The following is a 19,548-nucleotide window of genomic DNA, read 5'->3' as shown; positions in this document are numbered from 1 at the left end:
CCCATTAGTGGGAGGCCACGATACCCGTTTGAGAAGTGAACAGGAAAGCCAACAGAATCAACGATCTACCAACACCACCCCCGCGCCAGTGCTGGGTTTGCGTACCGCCAGTTATTGCACTGAAAACGAGGGGACCCCGTCTAGAGTCGGTGCGGTTGATTGATGTTGTTTGGGTTGATACCCAGACCTCGCAGGTGGCTGCGGCATTTGAAGTCGAGCACACCACGTCCATCTACTCAGGGATCGTTCGCATGCTTGATTTGGCCCTTGGCACGCGGGTTGCTGGCAAATGCGCGCTGTTTTTGGTAGCCCCAGACAATCGCAGAGACAAGGTGGCGGAACAACTTCGAAGACCCGCGTTTTCCCGGGTGTCAGAGCTGGGGATCCGTTATCTGCCCTACAGCCAACTGGAGCAGAACCACGCGTCAATGAGCCGCTTTGGCTCCAGCATCAAACCACTGCTGGAGATTTCGCAACGGCTGTAAACCACGCTCCCTTCGGCGTGGCAACCCGCCATATTCATGCTTTGTCGATGTTCACCACTGTGCGTATCGGCCACTCTCGGCTATGTCGGCAAGATGACGTTGCTGTCATCCATAGCTGCGCAATTGAACGGCTGACGCACCCGTCGTAGGGCTTCTTGATGGGCTGGCGGCACTTATTATTTCGTATCGATCGCTGCTCTCGATCTCCCCGCAAAAAGACCCCTCATACCCCCAGTCAGTTCGACAATGGACACACCATGAACATCACCACCAACCCGCTCGGCGCACTACTGCCAGTCAATCCGGCGGGAACGTTGCCGTCCAAAGCACCCACAGTTCAGGACCGTGGATTTTTGGACGTGATGAAGCAGGCACTCACGACCACGAGCCAATTGCAAAGTGAATCTGGGCGCCTGAGCCGCGAGGTCACCTTAGGCAACCCCACTGTCAGTCTTGAAGAAACGATGTTTGCAGGAGTCAAGTCGAACATTGCATTTCAAGCGACGCTTCATACCCGCAACCGTTTAGTTCAGGCTTACACCGATGTGATGAACATCCAGGTCTGATGCTCGGTAAGGAGAAGTACACAAATGCAGGCGCTGAGTGCACTCGTTGCTGAAAAATCGCCGACTCAGGTGGGACAGGCCCATTAATGCCCGTTGGGTTCGACTGGAAAAGCCAGCGAGAACCGTGTTTTTCCTTGCTCGGAACGGGCCGAAACATGGCCCCCATGCGCCTCAACAATGGCTTTGGTGATGGAAAGACCCAAGCCGGAACCATCGGACCCAGGATGTGTTCTTGCAGGGTCCGCACGATAGAAGCGGTCGAACAACCGAGGGAGATCTTTGGAGTCGATTTCGTTGCCGGTATTTTCGACGGAGACTCTCACGGCGCCCTCTTCCCTGGCCACTGCAACTTGAACCTCTCCCCGTTCCGGCGTGTGGCGCAGCGCATTGGAGAGCAGGTTGCTCAACGCGCGGCGGAACATCAGTCGATCGCCCTGAATTTCACCGTCTCCATGCGTGCTCAGGTTGATGTTTTTTTCTTCTGCGACTGCTTCATAAAATTCCAGCAGTGCACGGACCTCCGTCGCGGCGGAAAATCGTTCCTTGCTGGGCAAATCAACGCCGCGTTCTGTCTTGGCGAGAAACAGCATGTCCGACACCATGCGGGCCAGGCGCTGCAACTCCTCGGCATTGGAGGCCAGTATGTCGCGATAGGTTTCGGCGTCACGTCTGGCAGACAGGGTGACCTGGGTTTGCGTGAGCAGATTGCTGATGGGTGTGCGCAGTTCATGAGCCAGATCCGATGAAAACTCGGACAGACGCAGGAAGTCTTCCTGCAGCCGGTCCAGCATATGGTTCAGTTCTTGCGCCAGATCGGCCATTTCAATGGGAACGGCTTCCACGGGCATGCGCTCTTCCAGCTGTTGCCCGGTGACTGCGGCTGCCCGGGTCTTCATGGCGCGCAGAGGAGCCATCCCCTGGTGTGCCGCCAACCAGCCCAGCACGCCGCTGATCAGCGTTGCGATGGCGGCATATATCGCCAGGCTGCGCCGCAAATCGGACAGAAACTGCGTGTGATGTTCGGTATCGACGGCGATGGAAACCTCAAGAACCGTTGTGGCCGCATTCGCCATGCGCGCCTGATAGTGGATGGAGTGGAACTCGCTTCCCCCCTCTCTCCAGACGTCAAGCGTGTGCCGGTCGGGAGAAGAATGTTGCGAAGCGGGCGTCTCGGGCGGGTTAAAACCGTCGGATTGAAAGAGCGCCGCGCCTTTTTCGTCCTTGACCAGGACATAGAGGCCATGGTGATGGCTCAGCGCTTCGTTCAGGCGCCCGCGTGCATCCTCCGGCGAATTCGCGCGGGCCAGAATGTTGTCAATCAGGAGTTTTTTGTCTCTTAAGGCGGTGCGATCGAGTTCCAGAAAATGGCGGTCCGTGGCGATCATGAACAGGAAACCCAACCCGAGGACGACCGCTGCGGCCACCATCGTGAAAAAAGCCGTCAGGCGACTGGTCAGCGAAAGATGGCGCAGCACTTACGGTTCCTCGGGTGCTTCCAGTACGTAGCCCATGCCCCGTACGGTCTGGATGAGTTTGACATCCTGTCCTTCGTCAATCTTGATGCGCAGGCGGCGCATGGCCACCTCGATCACATTGGTGTCGCTGTCGAAGTTCATGTCCCACACCTGTGAGGCAATCAACGAGCGCGGCAGCACTTCGCCGCTGCGCCGCATCAAAAGCTCCAGCAAGCCAAACTCCTTGGCCGTCAAGTCAATGCGCTTGCCTGCGCGCGTGACGCGACGCCGCAGCAAGTCCAGTTCCAGGTCCGCCACGCGCAGCGTCGTGCTCTCGGTTCCGCTGCGCCCGCGCCGGAGGATGGTGCGGACACGGGCCAGCAGTTCGGCGAACGAGAAAGGCTTGATCAGGTAGTCATCTGCGCCCAGTTCTAGGCCCTTCACGCGGTCTTCGACCTGGTCGCGGGCGGTGAGAAACATGGCTGGCATCTGCAAGGCGTGCTGGCGCATCGATTGCAGGACCTGCCAGCCGTTGAGCCCTGGAAGCATCACATCCAGGATCACCAAATCGTACGTGCCCTGCAATGCAAGGTGCAGGCCGTCATTGCCGTTATGGGCCAGGTCCACGACGAATCCTGCCTCGCCCAGGCCTTGGCGCAGATATTCACCCGCTTTGGGCTCATCTTCCACAATCAATATCTTCACGACGGTGCTCCACTTGCTGGCGTGGTGATAGTTTGACGAGGTTTGGGGCGTCTGACATGCAGATAACAAAGATGTAATGTGGCGCACAGCTTTATGTCATGGATATCGTTCAAGAATCTCACCCATGAAACCCGAGATTCACTGTGGATCCCCGAGAACACCGTGCCCATGATGTCTGGCAAAGGCCCCTTTGGCTCGGTCGAGATGGGCGGCATGTTCAGTGTGTTGAAGGTGTGCCGAGAGCAAAAGCCTAGTAAATACATGGACCCAGCCTGGTTCGAGCATCCGGAAGGTAAGGTCGCCCACGAGTACCAAGGACCCTTGACCGAGCCTGCCCGGTTCAAGGCTGAGGTTGGGCAGTCCATGCGCCGAATCCAAGAGTCCAGCAACCCCACCGAGGTCCAGGTGCGTAAACCCACTTCGCACCATGGCCACTGACAAGCTAACCCTAGATGGATGAATCCAATGAAAAACACAAGCAACACAACTCCCAAGATCATCGCGCTGCTGCTGTGTGCTGCCGCTGGTTTCGCCCATGCCAGCGATAGCCATTCCGGCGAACACAGTCACGGCGCCAATGAAACCGCGCTTGGCAGGCCCGGCACGGCCGCGAAAGTCACCCACACGATCACCGTCAACATGAGTGACGACATGCGGTTCACGCCCTCCGCCATCCAGGTCGACAAGAACGACACCGTGCGTTTCATCATCAAGAACCAAGGCCAGGTCAGGCACGAGCTGAGCCTGGGCACCGAGCAGGACCTGCTGGAGCATCTGGAGGCGATGAAAAAGTACCCCGACATGGAGCACGACGAACCAGGAAAGGTGACGCTTGCACCAGGAAAGCAAGGCGAGATCGTTTGGCAATTCACTAGGCCTGGGTTTGCGAACTTCGCCTGCCTGATGCCGGGTCACTACGAGGCTGGCATGAAGGGCTTGATCAAGGTGGCCCAGAAGTAATGCACTCCAAGAATAAGGAATCATCCATGCGAGAGATGAATTCACCCTCAAGACCCATGCGCCGCGTGTTCCTGCTGGGCATGCTGGCCCTTGGCGCGACCTCCCTGCCTGCTGCGGCCAATCCCCGGGCGACGGCCCTGCAGGTCTGGAAGGACCCCCACTGCGGCTGCTGCAAAGACTGGATCGCGCACGTGGAACAGAGCGGCTTTCGCGCCAGCGTGGCCGACGAGGGGAACGACGCGGCGCGTGCCCGGCTGGGTGTGGCACAAAAATTCGCGTCCTGCCATACCGCATTGGTGCAGGGCTATGTCATCGAAGGCCATGTGCCCGTGGCCGACATCCTGCGCCTTCTGAAGGAAAAGCCCAAGGCGCTTGGTCTGGCCGTTCCGGGCATGCCCATCGGTTCGCCCGGCATGGATGGGCCAGCCTACGGCGGGCGCCAGGACGCCTACCAGGTGCTGTTGATCCAGAAGGACGGCTCGGCGCAAGTCTTCACATCGTACAAAGGAAAAGCATGAACCTCTTTACACATTTTCTCGTTGCCTCGGCCATCGCTGCGGGCTCGCTGCTGCCCGTGGGCAGCTTCGCCCAGGCCACTGCGGAACACGACCATAACCATGCGTCTGCGGCCTCTGCCGCATCCCTGACCGAAGGCGAGGTCAGGAAAGTGGACCAGGAGTCCTCCAAAGTCACGATCAAGCATGGCGAAATCAAGCATCTGGACATGCCGGGCATGACCATGGTGTTCACGGTCCGGGACAAGGACTTGTTGGCTACGGTCAAACCGGGCGACAAGATCAAGTTCATGGCGGTGAGCGAGGGAGGCAAGTTGATCGTTACCGACATTCAGCCGATCCGCTAAGAACACGCTGCATTCGCGTGCCATCGCCGCGCGCTCAACCCCTCCGGGGATGGCCACGGCAACTTCAACCAGGACAGGAGAGAACCATGATCCATATTCGCAACACCCTGATCGGCATCTGCGTGGCAACGGCATCGCTGGGCGCGCTCGCCCAAGGCACCGAAGAGCACAAGGAACACCATCCGGAAGGCGCGGCGCCCGCTGCAGCGGCCAAGAAGGCCCCGGGCCAATCCATGGGTGCAGAAAAAATGGCTGCCATGGACCAGCGCATGAAGGACATGCAGGCGATGCACGAAAAAATGATGTCCGCCAAAACGCCCGAAGAGCGTCAGGCACTGATAGCCGAGCACATGAAGATGATGCAGGACGGCATGGCCATGATGAAGCAGATGGGTGGCATGTCCAAGATGGCTGGAATGCAGGGCGGTAAAGGCATGAGCGGCATGACCGATCGCCAGCAAATGATGGAAAAGCGCATGGACATGATGGAGTCCATGATGCAGATGATGATGGATCGCATGCAGTCGCCAATGGCGCCTGCGGCCAAGTAAGGGGTAAACATGAACCACAACCATGCCCCTCATCAGATACCGGGACAAAGCCCCCAGAAAGATGGGGGCTTTTGGCGTTCTAGGTATGCCATCGGGCTACTGGTGTTCGGGGCTATTGCTGGCTACTTTCTATGGACCGAGCATCGCGCCCATCTGACGCAATGGTGGCCCTACGCGATCTTGTTGCTTTGTCCGTTGATGCACGTTTTCATGCATGGCGGGCATGGCGGGCATGGCGGGCATGGCGGGCATGGCGGGCATGGCGGGCATGGCGGGCATGTCAATGATAAGAATGCCGAGACGTCGCAGCAAAACGACGATCAGCGCAGGAGCTAAAAGCGATGAACCACTCTGGGTCCTCTTACGGTCTGTGGCTGCTGGTGGCCATCAACGTCGCCATCTTCGCCATGTTCGCCTTCAGCTTTTTTAAGCCGGCCACCGCACGCGACTGGCGAAGTTTTGGCGCGTTCACGGCGTTTATCGTTGCGCTGTTTGTCGAGATGTACGGTTTTCCGCTGACCATCTACTTTATGTCCGGGTGGTTGGGGCAAAAATTCCCTGGTGTGGACTTTTTGAGTCATGACGCCGGGCATCTTTTGGAGCTGTTATTTGGCTGGGGCGGCGATCCTCATTTTGGTCCGTTCCACATTCTCAGCTACCTGTTTATCGGTGGAGGATTCTGGATCCTGGCCGAAGCATGGCCGACACTTTATGCAGCCCAGCGCCAAGGCCAACTGGCACAGTCGGGCCTCTACGCCCGGGTGCGTCACCCGCAGTACATCGGGTTCGTACTGATCATGTTCGGTTTCCTGTTGCAATGGCCGACCATCCTCACGTTGCTGATGTTTCCTGTCCTCTTGGTCATGTACGGCCGCTTGGCATTGACTGAAGAGCGTGAGAGCGCGGTGCGATTCGGTCAGGTCTGGCAAGAGTACGCGAGCCGTGTACCGCGTTTCATACCCAAGCTAGGCTGACAAAAGGCAGCTTGGGGGATATTTCAACTGTCAAGGTGAATCATGACCTCCATTGATTTGGTCATTGCAGGCATGACTTGCTCCATGTGCACGGCGCGTGTAACGCAAGCCTTGCGGGCCGTTGCCGGAGTAGGTGCTGTCGAAGTCGATTTGAAGGCGGGCACGGCGCACGTCAAGGCCGACTCTTCCCTTGCCCCACTTAATGGGGATCTCTTGATTCTCTCGCTGCAAGAAGCGGGATACTCCGCCCGCATCTTGCATTCGGGTGCACCCCATCTGTACACCGCGCCAGTCAATTCCGGCTGCTGTTGCAAAAGCTGACATGCCCGACATCACCATGGGCAAAAGCCGGTTGAGGTTGGGTTTGGGGGGACTCCTGGTGGTTCTGCTGATGGCCGCAGGCATGTACGTTCTGGGTGCGCGGAGCCAGTCGGCACCCGATGGTTTGCGCCCCGATGATCCGCAGGTCGTGAATGCGGGAGCCCGCATCTACACCCAGCATTGCGCCGCCTGCCACGGAACCCGTGGCCAAGGCCAGCCAGACTGGCGCGAGCGCGGCCCCGATGACCTTCTTCCAGCCCCACCGCATGACGAGAGCGGTCACACCTGGCACCACCCTGACGCACAACTTTTCGCCATTACCAAATATGGGCTGGCGAAGTTGATCCAGCAGCCGGACTACCAGACCAACATGCCCATTTACGACGGTGTGTTGAGCGATTCGGAAATCATTGCCGTGCTGTCATGGATCAAGGCACAGTGGCCCAAGGAAACCCAGGCACGGCACGATCAGGCCAACGCACAGTACCAAAAGTCGCTTGATCGTTGAGCCAGTCCCTCTGGCTGGACGCAAGCACTTTTCTGTCGACAGAAAAAGAAAGGCCCGATGCACAAGCATCGGGCTGAAAGGGGAAATGAAGCGATTAGTTGATGTAGAGGTTCTTCAGCTGTGCGTTCTTGTCATCCAGCACCTGCTGGCGAGATGGGCTGGTTTGAGCACCCGTATTGGTCTTCTCCACGATTTGAGGTGTCGGCGTATCTCCGTGCAGCATCTTGGCATGAACGTTGGGATCTACTGGACTCTTGGCCGTGTTCTGGCCGATGTGCTCAGGCGTGACATGAACAACATCGCCATTCCCTTGGTGCCAGGCGGAAGTGGCCTGAGACAAGCCAGACAAAGTGACAAAGGCAATGGCGAGAGAGAGCTTTACGGTTTTGGTGGTCATTTTGAAGTCCTTGCAATGAAAAGTGAAACTGGATTTTTTGCCTGTGCGAAGAGCACGAGTTAACTGTAAGAAGCCGCCACCAACAGGACGCTGACCACCACATTACGTTTTGTTCATTTCGAACCCTGTGCATTCCATTTGGTGGATGCGCACCGTCCGACTTGACTTTGCCACCTTGACAGGGTTCATCATGAAATTAAGTCAGGAGCCATCCACCATGCAAGCGAACACCCCCATTGTTTACACCTGCCCCATGCACCCCGAGGTGCGCCAAGACCACCCGGGGCGCTGTCCAAAGTGCCAGATGCATCTGGTACCCGAGGGCGAGGTGTCCCATAGCCCCCCGCATGACCATCGCAGCCATTCCATACACACTGCGGTGCCTGTACCTGCGAACGCACCACGCACCACACAGCCGGAGTCGGGCGGCACGATCTACACCTGCCCCATGCACCCCGAGGTGCGGCAAGATCACCCGGGCCGCTGTCCAAAGTGCCAGATGCACCTGGTGCCCGAGGGCGAGGTGTCCCATGGGCACCCGCATGACCATCGCGGCCATTCCATGCACGCTGCGGTGCCTGTGCCTGTGCCTACGAATGCACCAGGTACCACGCAGCCAGAGGCAAGCGACACGATCTACACCTGTCCCATGCACCCCGAGGTGCGTCAGGACCACCCTGGCACTTGTCCCAAGTGCGGCATGACGCTTGAGCCCATCATTCCGCTGGATGAGGAAGACAACCATGAGCTGCTGGACTTCCAGCAGCGCTTCTGGTGGACGCTGCCGCTGACGGTCGTCGTGACCATTCTGGCGATGTTCGGCCACCGCCTCGGATGGTTTGACATGAAAGTGCAAACCTGGGTTGAACTGGTGCTGTCCTTACCTGTCGTGTTCTGGACGGGCTGGCCCTTCTTCGTACGCGGTTGGCAGTCCGTTGTCCATCGCAGCCCCAACATGTGGACCTTGATCGCTCTGGGAACGGGCGCAGCCTTTCTCTACAGCCTCGTGGCCACCGTGGCGCCGGGCGTTTTCCCCGATTCGTTCATCTCCCTGGGGCGTGTGGCGGTCTACTACGAGGCGACAGTGGTCATCATCTCGCTGACTATGTTGGGCCAGATCATCGAGTTGAAGGCCCGTTCGCAAACTTCTGCGGCCATCAAGGCGCTACTCGGATTGGCACCCAAGACGGCACGTCGCATCAATGCGGATGGGAGCGAAGAAGACGTACCTCTGAACCATGTACACGTCGGAGACCTGCTGCGCATCCGCCCCGGCGAGAAAGTGCCGGTCGACGGCATTGTGACTGAAGGCAGCAGTGCAGTCGATGAATCCATGCTGACCGGTGAGCCTGTGCCGGTGACCAAGCGCCCTGGTGACAATGTGATTGGCGCCACGATGAACACCAGTGGTGCCTTGGTGATGCGCTCCGAGAAAGTCGGTGCTGCCACGATGCTGTCGCAGATTGTTCAGATGGTGGCCAATGCCCAGCGCTCGAAGGCGCCCATGCAGCGCATGGCGGACGTGGTGGCAGGCAAATTTGTGGTCGTGGTGGTGCTCATCGCCATTGCCACCTTCTTTGTCTGGGGTTTGTTTGGTCCAGAACCTAGCTGGGTGTTTGGTTTGATTAACGCAGTGGCGGTGCTGATCATCGCGTGCCCTTGTGCGCTGGGGCTGGCCACGCCGATGTCGGTGATGGTGGCCACAGGGCGTGCCGCGACACAGGGAGTGCTATTCCGCGATGCTGGCGCCATCGAGAAAATGCGCGAGGTGGACACGCTGATAGTGGACAAGACCGGAACCTTGACCGAAGGTAAGCCCGCTTTCGACACCGCAGTTGCCGCACCTGGCTTTACAGGGGACGAAGTACTGCGCCTTGCGGCCAGTTTGGACCAAGGCAGCGAGCATCCTTTGGCAGAGGCCATCGTCAGCGCCGCACGCGACAAAGATCTTGAACTAGTCAAACCCGTTGATTTCGAGTCCGGCAGCGGCATCGGCGTGCGCGGCATGATCGACGGGAAGCATCTGGTGCTGGGCAACACCGCCTTGATGCAGCTAGAAGGCGTGGCCACTGATGCGCTCAAGGTTGATGGCGAGCGTCTGCGCAGTGAAGGCGCCAGCGTGATGCATCTGGCCGTGGACAGGCAACTGGCTGGCATTCTGGCCGTTACCGACCCCATCAAAGCCACCACGCGGGAAGCTATTCAAAATTTGCACGCCAGCGGCTTGCGCATCGTGATGGCAACTGGCGATGGCCTGACCACGGCCAAGGCTGTGGGTGCAAAACTGGGCATCGACGAGGTGCATGGCGAAGTCAAGCCCGCAGACAAGCTCGCGCTTGTTGAGCGGCTCCAGAAAGAAGGCCACATTGTTGCCATGGCCGGCGATGGCATCAACGATGCGCCGGCGTTGGCAAAGGCCGACGTCGGTGTGGCCATGGGCACGGGGACCGATGTAGCCATGAACAGCGGCCAGGTCACGCTGGTGAAAGGAGATTTGCGCGGCATCACTGCGGCGCGCGACATCTCCATCAACACCGTCCGGAACATGCGCCAGAACCTGCTCTTCGCCTTCCTCTACAACGGCCTCGGGGTACCGATTGCGGCAGGCGTGCTGTACCCGTTCACCGGGTGGTTGCTGTCTCCGCTGATTGCGGCGCTGGCCATGAGCCTGAGTTCGGCCTCGGTGATCTTCAATGCGCTGCGCCTGCGTCGCGACCGTTGAGATGTCCACCTACTGCAAGCACAGTGAAGCAACGGCAATCATCGCCGCCCCAGCCGAGACTGTGTTCGCGTTCATGGATGATCCTACCCATCTCGGTGCACACATGGGGCGGCACTCTTTCGTCATGGGCGGCATCTCCATGCGCACGCAAACCGATGCTCGGGGAGGCCGGGCTGTGGGGTCCGTGATCCGCATGTCAGGCCGAATGTGGGGCCTAGAGTTCTCGTTGGAAGAGGCCGTTGTTGAACGTCGCAAGGGGCAGCGAAAAGTCTGGGAAACCCTCGGTGATCCACGCTTGTTGGTGATCGGGCGTTATCGCATGGGTTTTGAGGTGCAACCGACCGATAGGGGGACGCAACTGCGAGTATGGATTGACTTCGACCTGCCCGCACGCGGGCTGCAGCATGGTCTTGGACGGATTCTTGGCAGTTTCTATGCCAACTGGTGTGTTCGGCAAATGGTGCGAGAAGCCGAGCGCACATTGAAACGACGGATTCAAAAGTGAATTGCAACACCGAGGGCTTCAATCAATGTGGGTGGATGCGGTGCCATGTCATCTCGATAAGCGCAGATCACCGCGTTCCGAGCAGTGCTTCTGTGCGTGCCATGGACGGCCTCAAGAAAATGATTTGATTACGCAAATGTAATCTGAGGCTCATCCTTCTATCAGGCCGGCCTGTCGAGAATGGCTGTATGGGATGGCGCTGCGGATCAAGCGCGCCGGCAGAACACGGCTGACACCGTGAAAAACACTGAGGGGATCAACGCGATGGATTCAACCTACCACCGGTTCACCGAATTATTTCAACAACTGGGGCTGGCCGCTGACGCTCGGAGCATTCAGGACTTCCTGCTGCGCCACAGCCCGCTTCATCCATCCATCCGGCTAGAAAGTGCACCATTCTGGAGTCAGGCCCAATCGGCCCTGTTACGGGATGAAATATTGCTGGATGCGGATTGGGCAGAGGTCGTTGACCAGTTGAATACAGCCTTGCGTGGATCGAAAGGTAAGTGATGTCCAATATAAGGTTGAGGCGGTCCGTCGGCGCAGCATTGTTGGCACTCGTATTTACCCAGGCAAGTTTCAGTCAAGAGGGGCGCCTTGGCGCCCATCTGGAGGGGCTTTTGAATGCGGCGCGGGAGGGTAATCCAGAATTTGCCAGCATGCAGTACGAGGCCGATGCCGCTGCCGAGCGCATACTGCCCGCCGGCGCCCTGCCCGACCCGCGGTTCAGCATGGAGTTGCGCGACCTCACCCGCATGGGCGAGCGCAATGCCTCGCTGCTGCCCGGGCGTGTGGGCAGCACGCGCTACATCTTCACGCAGGAGCTGCCGTGGTTTGGCAAGCGGGACCTCAAGCGCGCGGCCGCCGCCTTGCAGGCCGAGGCTGCCCAGGGGCGCGTGGCGGGCAGCTGGAACGAGCTGGCCAGCAAGATCAAGGCAGCCTACGCCCAGCTCTACTACCTGGATCAGAGCGAGCGGCTGACCCGCGAAATCCTGGACCTGATGGCCCGGCTTGAGAAAGTCGCCCAGGTGCGCTACGCCAGTGGCCTGGCCGCGCAGCAGGACGTGATTCGTGCGCAGCTGGAGCAAACCACCATGCGCAACGAATTGATTGCACTCGAAGCAGAGCGAAGTCAGTTGCAGGCCAAGCTGAAAGCGCTCGTGGGGCGCCCTGCCAGCGAGATGCTGGCTACGCCAGAGAGCATTCGCACACTTCCGGCGCCTGAGACCATGCGATTTGATGTCCTGGAGCAGCGTGCACGGTCCAGCAATCCGCTGCTGAGAACCGAGGAGTCACAAATCCAGGCTGCAGAAAAGAATCGTGAACTCACCTACAAGAACCGCTATCCGGACTTTGCGGTGGGGGTGTCACCCATCCAGTACGGCAAGTCGATACGGGAATGGGAGCTGATGATCGAGGTCACCATCCCCTTGCAGCAGGACACCCGCCGTGCACAGGAGCGTGAGGCACACGCCATGCTGGAAGCAGCGCGCTCCCGCCGCGAAGTCGCCACGAACCAGGTGCTCGCCGATCTGTACGAAAACACCGCAGGCCTGGAGGCGGCTCGCCGTACGCTGGCGTTGACGACGGACAGCCTGCTGCCCCAGTCGGAGCTGACGTTCCGGTCGGCATTGGCAGGCTACGAATCGGGCAAGGTGGATTTCGCCACTTTGCTGGATGCGCAAAGGCAGATACGGCAAGCAAAACTTAATCAAGTCAAAGCAGGAGTGGCGGCCCAGATGCGCCTGGCAGACATCGAGCGCATCGTGGGAGAAGAACTATGACAACAAAAATCGGGATGAGCGCGCTCGTGCTGGCAGCCACGGCACTGGCTGCGGGGGGCGGCTATTGGTACGGACAACGCCAGTCTGCTGCACATGGATCCGTGCAGGCGGCATCAACTGTTGCTTCGGCAAGCGAAAAAAAGGAGCGCAAGGTCCTTTATTACCGCAATCCGATGGGTTTGCCCGATACGTCCCCCACGCCCAAGAAGGACCCGATGGGAATGGACTACATCCCTGTCTACGAAGGCGAGCAGGAGCCGGACGCCGCAAGCGCCAACCAGATCAAGATCAGCACCGACAAGGTTCAGAAACTCGGGGTGCGCGTTGAGGCGGTCAGCTTGCGCAGCCTGGACAAGATGGTGCGCGCTGCAGGCCGTATCGAACCCGACGAGCGCCTGACCTACGCCATCACCCCTAAGTTCGAGGGCTACGTCGAACGCCTGCATGTCAACGCCACCGGCCAGGTCGTTGGCAAAGGTCAGCCCTTGTTCGAGGTCTACAGCCCGGAACTGGTGTCGGCGCAACGCGAATATGCGATTGCCGCCCAAGGGCTCGACGCCTTGAAGGGCGCCAGCGAGGAAACACAGAAAGGAATGCGAGAACTCGCCGAATCGGGCCTGACGCGCCTGCGCAACTGGGACATTTCGGACGAGCAAGTGAAGGCGCTGACTCAGTCGGACACGGCGCGCCGCACCCTCACGTTTCGATCGCCGGTGGCAGGCATCGTGACCGAGAAAAAGGCGGTACAAGGCATGCGTTTCATGCCAGGCGATGCGCTCTACCAGGTCACCAACCTGTCTTCAGTGTGGGTGATAGCTGATGTGTTCGAGCAGGACATCGGCTTGGTCAAAACAGGGACAAAAGCCACGGTTCGCATCAACGCCTACCCGGACAAGGTGTTCACCGGTTCCATCACCTACGTCTATCCAACGCTCACGGCTGAAACTCGCACCGTGCCCGTGCGGGTTGAATTGACCAATGCAGGTGGGTTGCTCAAGCCGGGGATGTTCGCCCAGGTGGAGCTTCCCGCCGCCTCCAAGGGGGCCGTGCTGACGGTACCGACGTCGGCGGTGATCGACAGCGGAACACGGCAGATCGTTCTGGTGCAACTCAAGGAGGGGCGTTTCGAGCCCCGCGAGGTCAAGGTCGGCGCTCGCAGCGAAGACCGCATCGAGATCATTGAAGGGGTGCGAGATGGTGAGCTGGTGGTGACAGCGGCCAATTTCCTCATCGACGCGGAAAGCAACCTCAAAGCCGCCATCGGCGGGCTGGGGCATACAGGACACGGTACTCAAGCCGCCCCTGAAGGATCAGCAAGCACCAAGGCCGTCACCGGCGTGGGCCACCAAGCCGAAGGCACAGTAGAAGATATCGATACGAAATCCGCCACGGCAACCCTGGCGCACGGACCGGTGCCCAGCCTCAAATGGCCAGCCATGTCCATGGAGTTCAAGGTTGCGAACAGTGGCTTGCTGAAGGCGCTCAAGCCCGGCACGGCGGTGGCGTTCGAGTTCGTCGAGCGCGGCCAGGGCGAATGGGTGATCACCGCGGCCCGGCCTCTGGGCAAGGCCGCGGCCAGCCCTCACGCCGGACACAACTGATTTTCGGGAGACTCCATGCTTGCGAAGATCATCGACTGGTCGGGAAGAAACCGTTTCCTCGTGCTGCTGGCGACCCTGTTCGTCATTGTCGGCGGCGTCTATGCCGTGCTCAAGACACCGCTCGACGCGCTGCCCGACCTGTCGGACGTGCAGGTCATCGTCTATACCGAGTATCCGGGCCAGGCGCCTCAGGTGGTCGAGGACCAGGTCACCTATCCGCTGACCACTTCCATGCTGTCGGTTCCCAAGTCGAAGGTGGTGCGCGGCTTCTCCTTCTTCGGCGCCTCGTTCGTCTACATCATCTTCGAGGACGGCACCGACATCTACTGGGCCCGCTCGCGCGTGCTCGAATACCTCAACTTCGCGGCAGGTCGCATGCCCAAGGGCGTGACGCCACAAATCGGCCCGGACGCGACCGGCGTGGGCTGGGTCTACCAGTACGCGCTGCTGGCCAAGGACAAGACGCTGGCCGAGCTGCGCACGCTGCAGGACTGGTACCTGCGCTACCAGCTCACCAAGGCCCATGGCGTAGCCGAGGTGGCGTCGATCGGCGGGTTCGTGCAGACCTACCAGATCACCGTCGATCCGGTGAAGTTGCGCGCCTACGGCATTCCCCTGGCCAAGGTGTCGCAGGTAGTGCGCGAGTCGAATCGCGATGTCGGTGGACGTCTCGTGGAGATGGCCGAGACCGAATACATGGTGCGCGGCAAAGGCTACCTGCGCGGCGTGGCCGACATCGAAAACCTCGTGGTCAAGGCAGAAAAGGGTACGCCGGTTCTGATCCGCGACATTGCCCGGGTGGAACTGGCGCCGGACGAGCGCCGGGGCCTGACGGAGCTCAACGGCGAGGGCGAAGTGGTCTCGGGCATTGCCATGGCGCGCTACGGCCAGAACGCGCTGGAGGTGATCCACAACCTGAAGGAGAAGATCGCCGAGGTGTCGAGCGGACTGCCAGAGGGCGTCACCATCGAGGCGGTGTACGACCGGTCTGACCTCATTCACCGCGCCATCGACACGCTCAAGCGCACGCTGCTGGAGGAAAGCCTCATCGTCGCGCTGGTCTGCGTGGTCTTCCTGATGCACGTGCGCTCGGCCCTGGTGGCGATCCTGATGCTCCCCGTGGGGGTGCTGATCGCCTTCATCGCCATGCGATTGCTGGGCATGAACTCCAACCTGATGAGCCTGGGCGGCATCGCCATCGCCATTGGGGCCATGGTGGACGCGGCCATCGTCATGATCGAGAACGCGCACAAGCACGTGGAACGCCTGCCCGAGGAGCACACCAACGCCGAGCGCGTGGAGGCCATGATCGCCGCCTGCAAGGAAGTGGGACCGGCGCTGTTCTTCTCGCTGCTCATCATCACGGTGTCCTTTCTGCCAGTGTTTACTCTGGAGTCTCAGGAAGGGCGCCTGTTCTCGCCACTGGCCTACACCAAGACCTTCGCGATGGCCGGGGCCGCGCTGCTGTCCGTGACGCTGGTGCCGGTCCTGATGATGCTGTTCATCCGGGGACGGATCATGCCGGAGTCCCGTAATCCGGTGAACCGGTTCCTGATCTGGACCTACCGTCCCATCATTGCCGCTGTAATGCGCTGGAAGAAGTTGACCATCGCTGCCTCACTCGTGGTGCTCGGCGTTTCTTTCTATCCCGCCAGCCAGTTGGGATCCGAGTTCATGCCTACGCTCAACGAAGGCACGCTGTTGTACATGCCCGCGTCGCTGCCGGGCATGTCCATCACCAAGGCGGCCGAGCTGATGCAGACGCAGAACAAGATCATCAAGAGCTTTCCCGAAGTGACCTCTGTGTACGGCAAGGCCGGCCGCGCCAACACTGCCACGGACCCGGCGCCGACAGAGATGTTCGAGACCGTCATCAATCTCAAGCCCGAATCAGAATGGCGCTCGGGCATGACGATGGACAAGCTGATCGCCGAGCTCGACCAGGCGCTGCAATTCCCCGGCGTGTCCAACGCCTGGACCATGCCCATCAAGGCGCGCATCGACATGCTCTCCACGGGTATCCGCACGCCCATTGGCATCAAGGTCTTCGGCAAGGACCTGGGCGAGATGGAGCGCCTGGCGCGCGAGATTGAAACTGTGGTCAAGCAGGTGCCCGGAACGACTTCGGCGTTCGCCGAGCGCATCACCGGGGGCTTCTACCTCAACATCGAGCCCGACCGGGCGCAGCTGGCGCGCTACGGGCTGGGGGTCGGGGAACTGCAGGACGTCATCGGCACGGCCCTGGGCGGCGAGATGGTGACCACCACCGTTGAAGGCCGTGAGCGTTTTGGTGTCACCGTGCGTTATCCGCGCGAACTGCGCACCGACCCGCAGCAGATCGCCCGCGAAGTGCTCGTGCCCACCATGGACGGCGCGATGGTGCCGCTGGGGCAGGTGGCCCGGGTCGAAGTGGCAAAGGGCGCGCCGGGCATCCGCACTGAAAATGCCCTTCTGTCTGCCTACATCTTCGTGGACATCCGTGATCGTGACATCGGCAGCTACGTGGCAGACGCGCGCAAAGCCGTGAACGAACAGGTCAAGTTTCCACCGGGTTACTACGCGACCTGGAGTGGCCAGTTCGAGTCGATGGAACGTGCGGTGCAAAAAATGAAAGTGGTCATTCCCGTCACCCTGCTCATCATCTTTCTGCTGCTGTACCTGAACTTCAAGCGCCTGACCGAAACCCTGATCGTCATGCTGTCGGTGCCGTTTGCCCTGGTCGGCGGGGTCTGGCTCATGTGGTGGATGGGCTACAACATGTCGGTCGCCGTCGCGGTGGGCTTCATCGCCTTGGCGGGCGTGGCCGCCGAGACCGGGGTGATCATGTTGATCTATCTTGACCATGCCTGGGAGGCAATCCAGGCCAAGCGCCGCGCTGAAAACAAGCAGCCTGGCGTGGCAGACCTCTATGAAGCCATCATGGAAGGCGCGGTCGAGCGGGTGCGGCCCAAGATGATGACGGTGGTCGCCATCATGGCGGGCCTGCTGCCCATCCTGTGGGGGACCGGAACAGGCTCGGAAGTGATGAGCCGTATCGCTGCACCGATGGTGGGAGGGATGATTTCCTCGACCGTGCTCACGCTGGCGGTGATCCCGGCCATCTACGGCCTAGTCAAGCAGTGGCGACTGCCGAAAATGGCGAGATAAGGCTGCCTGATGGGCCGAGCGCGCCCTCGATACATGGAAAGAAAGTAACTATCCCCCGGCAAAACCGGGGGCTTTAAGTTGTGAGCCGCTCGAAGCGGCTACATACGGTCGCTGACGCGACCTCTCAGTTTTGGAGCCACCTTATTGGTGGCGGGCTCACTTCCAAAGCCCCATCTGTTCGAGCCTCTCATCTTCATTTTCCTGCTCGCGGATGTACTGCCTGATGCCACCAGCCCTCCGCCGTAGCCGACACAGTGCAAAAATGATGATCAGTCATTTTTGCACTGGCAATGTATGCGTCCGGCAATCCCGTCTTGAGATAGACCCAGCGCCGAGGCATCGTGTGCACGATGAAGATCATGCACACTATGGCGAACGACACGATCGCCCAACGCCCCAAGCGGCGCTATTACTCCCCGGTACTCAAAGCTCAGATCGTGGCCAAATGCCAGGTCTCCGGCGCGTCAGTGGCTGACCCTTACGCCTACCTGTGCGATGTGATGGCACGCCTGCCGATGCAGCGCGCCAGCCAGGTCGGCAAACTGCTGCCGCACCGCTGTGAGCCCACCAAGGCTTCAAGCATTTAGATAGGACTCGACTGCGCCTCCATTGCTGCGATCAGCGGACAACGTACTTTGCCCCTTGCCGAACCGCAGAGACGAACCAACGATGAAAGTGCTGCTTCCATCCGTTGCAAGTCCGCAAGCTTGAGTCGAACTTCAACGAGCTTGGTCTCAGCCTTCACACGAGCGTGAGCACAACTCTCCCCATCTTCAAGTTGAAGCAGCTGCGCGGTCTCGTCCAAGCTGAACCCCAACCGCTTCGCGGCTTTGATGAAGTGCAATCGAGACTGATCGTTCCTGCCGTAGCGCCGAATGCTGCCCGAGGGCCGTTCGGGTTCTAGCATCAGCCCCTTGCGCTGGTAGAACCGAATGGTTTCAACGTTGACACTGGCCGCCTTGGCCAGATCTCCGATGGTCATGCCTGGGTCGGCGTCCAGAGGGTTGTTGTACATGGTTCTTGACTCCGTACTGGGGTACGGTTCTAAGCTTATGCGATGTCACTTGATTCTCCCAACCAAGTTAGCGGTGGCAAGGCACTAATCGCTGGCGGTCTGTCTGCGCTCTTCGCGTCTGCCTGCTGCCTTGGCCCCCTGGTGCTGATTATGCTGGGTGTATCTGGCGCCTGGATCAGCACATTGACATTGCTGGAGCCTTACCAGCCGTTGTTCATCGGTTCGGCCATCGTCGCGCTGTTCTTTGCGGCCCGCCGAATTTGGCGCCCAGTCGCTGCCTGTAAACCTGGACAGGTTTGCCAAAGGCCTGTGGTTAAGCGTTCCTACAAGACGTTGTTTGCACTGGTGGTCCTGCTGTTGGTGACCGCAATAACGTTCCCCCTGATCGCCCACTGGTTCTATTGATGAAAGGAAACGAAATGAAGCGAGCAATCCTGGCAAGTGCTGTGCTTGTGTTGGCGTCACCCGGCTGGGCTGCACAACAGATGGTCACCCTTTCGGTACCTGGCATGAATTGCGCTACTTGCCCGATCACAGTCAAGAAAGCGCTGACCCGGGTAGAAGGAGTCATTGATGTGAAATCCAACTTGGCCAAGCGAGAAACCACGGTGGTCTTTGACGACACCAGAATCAAGGTGGACGCACTGACCAAGGCCACTACGGAAGCCGGATTCCCGTCAACTGTTGCCCCAAATAAGCCATGACAGATGTGATCCTGAACTCAGTTCTGACGTGTCCTGACTGCGGACATGCAAAGAACGAAACCATGCCAACCGACGCATGCCAATGGTTCTACGAGTGCGAAGAGTGTCACACCGTCCTTCGTCCAAAACCGGGCGATTGTTGTGTGTTCTGCTCGTACGGGTCAGTGCCGTGCCCTCCGATCCAATCCGGTGATCAAGCCACTTGCTGCCGGCCCGAAACCTGAAGGTTCGCACGCACTGTCGGGGCGGCCCCCGTCCCTTCCTTGTCGCTCAGGTGGTGCGGCGCT

23 protein-coding genes and 2 pseudogenes are annotated in these 19,548 nt (G+C 59.6%); 21 read left to right on the top strand and 4 right to left on the bottom strand.

What is annotated here, in order from left to right:
• Nucleotides 1–140: 140 nt before the first annotated feature.
• Together C8D04_RS13475 and fliE are read left to right on the top strand one after the other, a co-directional pair.
• Nucleotides 141–485 (top strand): annotated as a pseudogene (locus C8D04_RS13475) (type II restriction endonuclease); the annotation flags it as partial.
• Between the two features lie 257 nt (nt 486–742).
• Nucleotides 743–1,051 (top strand): flagellar hook-basal body complex protein FliE, encoded by a 309-nt coding sequence (gene fliE, locus C8D04_RS13470; RefSeq protein ID WP_116005310.1) that lies wholly within the window; start codon nt 743–745, stop codon nt 1,049–1,051.
• A gap of 83 nt (nt 1,052–1,134) precedes the next feature.
• Here fliE and C8D04_RS13465 read toward each other — a convergent pair whose 3' ends face one another.
• Nucleotides 1,135–2,526: a heavy metal sensor histidine kinase gene (locus C8D04_RS13465; RefSeq protein ID WP_116005309.1), complete on the bottom strand. Its 1,392-nt coding sequence runs from the start codon at nt 2,524–2,526 to the stop codon at nt 1,135–1,137.
• A complete protein-coding gene (locus C8D04_RS13460) occupies nt 2,527–3,210 on the bottom strand; it encodes a heavy metal response regulator transcription factor (RefSeq protein ID WP_116005308.1) in 684 nt (227 codons plus the stop codon).
• A gap of 93 nt (nt 3,211–3,303) precedes the next feature.
• On the opposite strand from C8D04_RS13460, the gene C8D04_RS13455 reads away from it, so the two are divergent.
• From C8D04_RS13455 to C8D04_RS13415, 9 genes are all read left to right on the top strand, one after another.
• Complete coding sequence (locus tag C8D04_RS13455) at nt 3,304–3,648, top strand: hypothetical protein (protein WP_199563003.1); 345 nt, start codon at nt 3,304–3,306, stop codon at nt 3,646–3,648.
• 27 nt (nt 3,649–3,675) lie between these two features.
• Complete coding sequence (locus tag C8D04_RS13450; RefSeq protein ID WP_116005307.1) at nt 3,676–4,170, top strand: cupredoxin family protein; 495 nt, start codon at nt 3,676–3,678, stop codon at nt 4,168–4,170.
• Between the two features lie 56 nt (nt 4,171–4,226).
• The gene (locus tag C8D04_RS13445; protein WP_116005306.1) at nt 4,227–4,688 is read left to right on the top strand and encodes a DUF411 domain-containing protein; all 462 of its coding nucleotides are present in this window, start codon (nt 4,227–4,229) and stop codon (nt 4,686–4,688) included.
• Nucleotides 4,685–5,032, top strand: a complete 348-nt coding sequence (locus C8D04_RS13440; RefSeq protein WP_116005305.1) for a copper-binding protein — start codon at nt 4,685–4,687, stop codon at nt 5,030–5,032. Before C8D04_RS13445 ends, C8D04_RS13440 begins: the two co-directional genes overlap by 4 nt.
• A gap of 86 nt (nt 5,033–5,118) precedes the next feature.
• Nucleotides 5,119–5,583, top strand: a complete 465-nt coding sequence (locus C8D04_RS13435; protein ID WP_116005304.1) for a hypothetical protein — start codon at nt 5,119–5,121, stop codon at nt 5,581–5,583.
• 9 nt (nt 5,584–5,592) lie between these two features.
• Complete coding sequence (locus C8D04_RS13430) at nt 5,593–5,919, top strand: DUF2933 domain-containing protein (RefSeq protein ID WP_116005303.1); 327 nt, start codon at nt 5,593–5,595, stop codon at nt 5,917–5,919.
• A 5-nt stretch (nt 5,920–5,924) separates the two neighbouring features.
• On the top strand, nt 5,925–6,557 hold the full coding sequence (locus tag C8D04_RS13425) for an isoprenylcysteine carboxylmethyltransferase family protein (RefSeq protein WP_116005302.1): 633 nt from the start codon (nt 5,925–5,927) through the stop codon (nt 6,555–6,557).
• Between the two features lie 42 nt (nt 6,558–6,599).
• Nucleotides 6,600–6,878: a heavy metal-associated domain-containing protein gene (locus C8D04_RS13420; protein WP_116005301.1), complete on the top strand. Its 279-nt coding sequence runs from the start codon at nt 6,600–6,602 to the stop codon at nt 6,876–6,878.
• A 1-nt stretch (nt 6,879) separates the two neighbouring features.
• The gene (locus tag C8D04_RS13415) at nt 6,880–7,386 is read left to right on the top strand and encodes a cytochrome c (protein ID WP_233521177.1); all 507 of its coding nucleotides are present in this window, start codon (nt 6,880–6,882) and stop codon (nt 7,384–7,386) included.
• Nucleotides 7,387–7,480: 94 nt separating this feature from the next.
• Here the strand turns inward: C8D04_RS13415 and C8D04_RS13410 are convergent, their stop codons facing one another.
• Nucleotides 7,481–7,783: a hypothetical protein gene (locus tag C8D04_RS13410; protein ID WP_116005300.1), complete on the bottom strand. Its 303-nt coding sequence runs from the start codon at nt 7,781–7,783 to the stop codon at nt 7,481–7,483.
• Nucleotides 7,784–8,000: 217 nt separating this feature from the next.
• On the opposite strand from C8D04_RS13410, the gene C8D04_RS13405 reads away from it, so the two are divergent.
• The 7 genes and pseudogenes from C8D04_RS13405 to C8D04_RS13375 form a co-directional block, all read left to right on the top strand.
• Nucleotides 8,001–10,505 carry a copper-translocating P-type ATPase gene (locus C8D04_RS13405; protein ID WP_165829134.1) on the top strand — a complete coding sequence of 835 codons (2,505 nt, stop codon included), beginning with the start codon at nt 8,001–8,003 and terminating at the stop codon, nt 10,503–10,505.
• Nucleotide 10,506: 1 nt separating this feature from the next.
• On the top strand, nt 10,507–11,010 hold the full coding sequence (locus tag C8D04_RS13400; RefSeq protein WP_116006192.1) for an SRPBCC family protein: 504 nt from the start codon (nt 10,507–10,509) through the stop codon (nt 11,008–11,010).
• A gap of 264 nt (nt 11,011–11,274) precedes the next feature.
• Entirely contained in the window at nt 11,275–11,520 is a 246-nt protein-coding gene (locus tag C8D04_RS13395; RefSeq protein ID WP_116006191.1) for a DUF2789 family protein, read from the top strand.
• A complete protein-coding gene (locus tag C8D04_RS13390) occupies nt 11,520–12,794 on the top strand; it encodes a TolC family protein (RefSeq protein ID WP_116005299.1) in 1,275 nt (424 codons plus the stop codon). Before C8D04_RS13395 ends, C8D04_RS13390 begins: the two co-directional genes overlap by 1 nt.
• Nucleotides 12,791–14,395 (top strand): efflux RND transporter periplasmic adaptor subunit, encoded by a 1,605-nt coding sequence (locus C8D04_RS13385; RefSeq protein ID WP_116005298.1) that lies wholly within the window; start codon nt 12,791–12,793, stop codon nt 14,393–14,395. Before C8D04_RS13390 ends, C8D04_RS13385 begins: the two co-directional genes overlap by 4 nt.
• Nucleotides 14,396–14,410: 15 nt before the next feature.
• Nucleotides 14,411–17,542: an efflux RND transporter permease subunit gene (locus tag C8D04_RS13380; protein WP_116005297.1), complete on the top strand. Its 3,132-nt coding sequence runs from the start codon at nt 14,411–14,413 to the stop codon at nt 17,540–17,542.
• 473 nt (nt 17,543–18,015) lie between these two features.
• A pseudogene (locus C8D04_RS13375) lies at nt 18,016–18,129 on the top strand (transposase domain-containing protein); the annotation flags it as partial.
• Here C8D04_RS13375 and C8D04_RS13370 read toward each other — a convergent pair.
• A complete protein-coding gene (locus tag C8D04_RS13370) occupies nt 18,126–18,557 on the bottom strand; it encodes a MerR family transcriptional regulator (protein WP_116005296.1) in 432 nt (143 codons plus the stop codon). The pseudogene C8D04_RS13375 and the gene C8D04_RS13370 overlap by 4 nt on opposite strands.
• A 42-nt stretch (nt 18,558–18,599) precedes the next feature.
• On the opposite strand from C8D04_RS13370, the gene merT reads away from it, so the two are divergent.
• From merT to C8D04_RS19005, 3 genes are read left to right on the top strand one after another with little or no spacing between them, the layout of a single operon-like run.
• Nucleotides 18,600–18,962 carry a mercuric ion transporter MerT gene (merT, locus tag C8D04_RS13365; protein ID WP_116005295.1) on the top strand — a complete coding sequence of 121 codons (363 nt, stop codon included), beginning with the start codon at nt 18,600–18,602 and terminating at the stop codon, nt 18,960–18,962.
• 14 nt (nt 18,963–18,976) lie between these two features.
• Nucleotides 18,977–19,261, top strand: coding sequence for a mercury resistance system periplasmic binding protein MerP (merP, locus tag C8D04_RS13360; protein WP_116005294.1), 285 nt, complete (start codon nt 18,977–18,979; stop codon nt 19,259–19,261).
• The gene (locus C8D04_RS19005; protein WP_116005293.1) at nt 19,258–19,485 is read left to right on the top strand and encodes a GDCCVxC domain-containing (seleno)protein; all 228 of its coding nucleotides are present in this window, start codon (nt 19,258–19,260) and stop codon (nt 19,483–19,485) included. The genes merP and C8D04_RS19005 overlap by 4 nt, the downstream gene beginning before the upstream one ends.
• Nucleotides 19,486–19,548 lie beyond the last annotated feature (63 nt).

Origin of the sequence: Simplicispira sp. 125 (assembly GCF_003096555.1) — a bacterium.
GTDB lineage: Bacteria > Pseudomonadota > Gammaproteobacteria > Burkholderiales > Burkholderiaceae_C > Simplicispira.
The sequence above is the reverse complement of the archived record's forward strand: the minus strand, read 5'-3'. Positions and strand labels throughout refer to the sequence as shown.

Coding starts and splice junctions, on each gene's coding strand:
- C8D04_RS13390 (WP_116005299.1), top strand. CDS start 11,520: ATGTCCAATATAAGGTTGAGGCGGTCCGTCGGCGCAGCATTGTTGGCA.
- C8D04_RS13395 (WP_116006191.1), top strand. CDS start 11,275: ATGGATTCAACCTACCACCGGTTCACCGAATTATTTCAACAACTGGGG.
- C8D04_RS13405 (WP_165829134.1), top strand. CDS start 8,001: ATGCAAGCGAACACCCCCATTGTTTACACCTGCCCCATGCACCCCGAG.
- C8D04_RS13370 (WP_116005296.1), bottom strand. CDS start 18,557: ATGTACAACAACCCTCTGGACGCCGACCCAGGCATGACCATCGGAGAT.
- C8D04_RS13415 (WP_233521177.1), top strand. CDS start 6,880: ATGCCCGACATCACCATGGGCAAAAGCCGGTTGAGGTTGGGTTTGGGG.
- C8D04_RS13430 (WP_116005303.1), top strand. CDS start 5,593: ATGAACCACAACCATGCCCCTCATCAGATACCGGGACAAAGCCCCCAG.
- merT (WP_116005295.1), top strand. CDS start 18,600: ATGTCACTTGATTCTCCCAACCAAGTTAGCGGTGGCAAGGCACTAATC.
- C8D04_RS19005 (WP_116005293.1), top strand. CDS start 19,258: ATGACAGATGTGATCCTGAACTCAGTTCTGACGTGTCCTGACTGCGGA.
- C8D04_RS13450 (WP_116005307.1), top strand. CDS start 3,676: ATGAAAAACACAAGCAACACAACTCCCAAGATCATCGCGCTGCTGCTG.
- C8D04_RS13410 (WP_116005300.1), bottom strand. CDS start 7,783: ATGACCACCAAAACCGTAAAGCTCTCTCTCGCCATTGCCTTTGTCACT.
- C8D04_RS13420 (WP_116005301.1), top strand. CDS start 6,600: ATGACCTCCATTGATTTGGTCATTGCAGGCATGACTTGCTCCATGTGC.
- C8D04_RS13445 (WP_116005306.1), top strand. CDS start 4,227: ATGCGCCGCGTGTTCCTGCTGGGCATGCTGGCCCTTGGCGCGACCTCC.
- C8D04_RS13455 (WP_199563003.1), top strand. CDS start 3,304: ATGTCATGGATATCGTTCAAGAATCTCACCCATGAAACCCGAGATTCA.
- C8D04_RS13435 (WP_116005304.1), top strand. CDS start 5,119: ATGATCCATATTCGCAACACCCTGATCGGCATCTGCGTGGCAACGGCA.
- fliE (WP_116005310.1), top strand. CDS start 743: ATGAACATCACCACCAACCCGCTCGGCGCACTACTGCCAGTCAATCCG.
- merP (WP_116005294.1), top strand. CDS start 18,977: ATGAAGCGAGCAATCCTGGCAAGTGCTGTGCTTGTGTTGGCGTCACCC.
- C8D04_RS13380 (WP_116005297.1), top strand. CDS start 14,411: ATGCTTGCGAAGATCATCGACTGGTCGGGAAGAAACCGTTTCCTCGTG.
- C8D04_RS13385 (WP_116005298.1), top strand. CDS start 12,791: ATGACAACAAAAATCGGGATGAGCGCGCTCGTGCTGGCAGCCACGGCA.
- C8D04_RS13440 (WP_116005305.1), top strand. CDS start 4,685: ATGAACCTCTTTACACATTTTCTCGTTGCCTCGGCCATCGCTGCGGGC.
- C8D04_RS13400 (WP_116006192.1), top strand. CDS start 10,507: ATGTCCACCTACTGCAAGCACAGTGAAGCAACGGCAATCATCGCCGCC.
- C8D04_RS13425 (WP_116005302.1), top strand. CDS start 5,925: ATGAACCACTCTGGGTCCTCTTACGGTCTGTGGCTGCTGGTGGCCATC.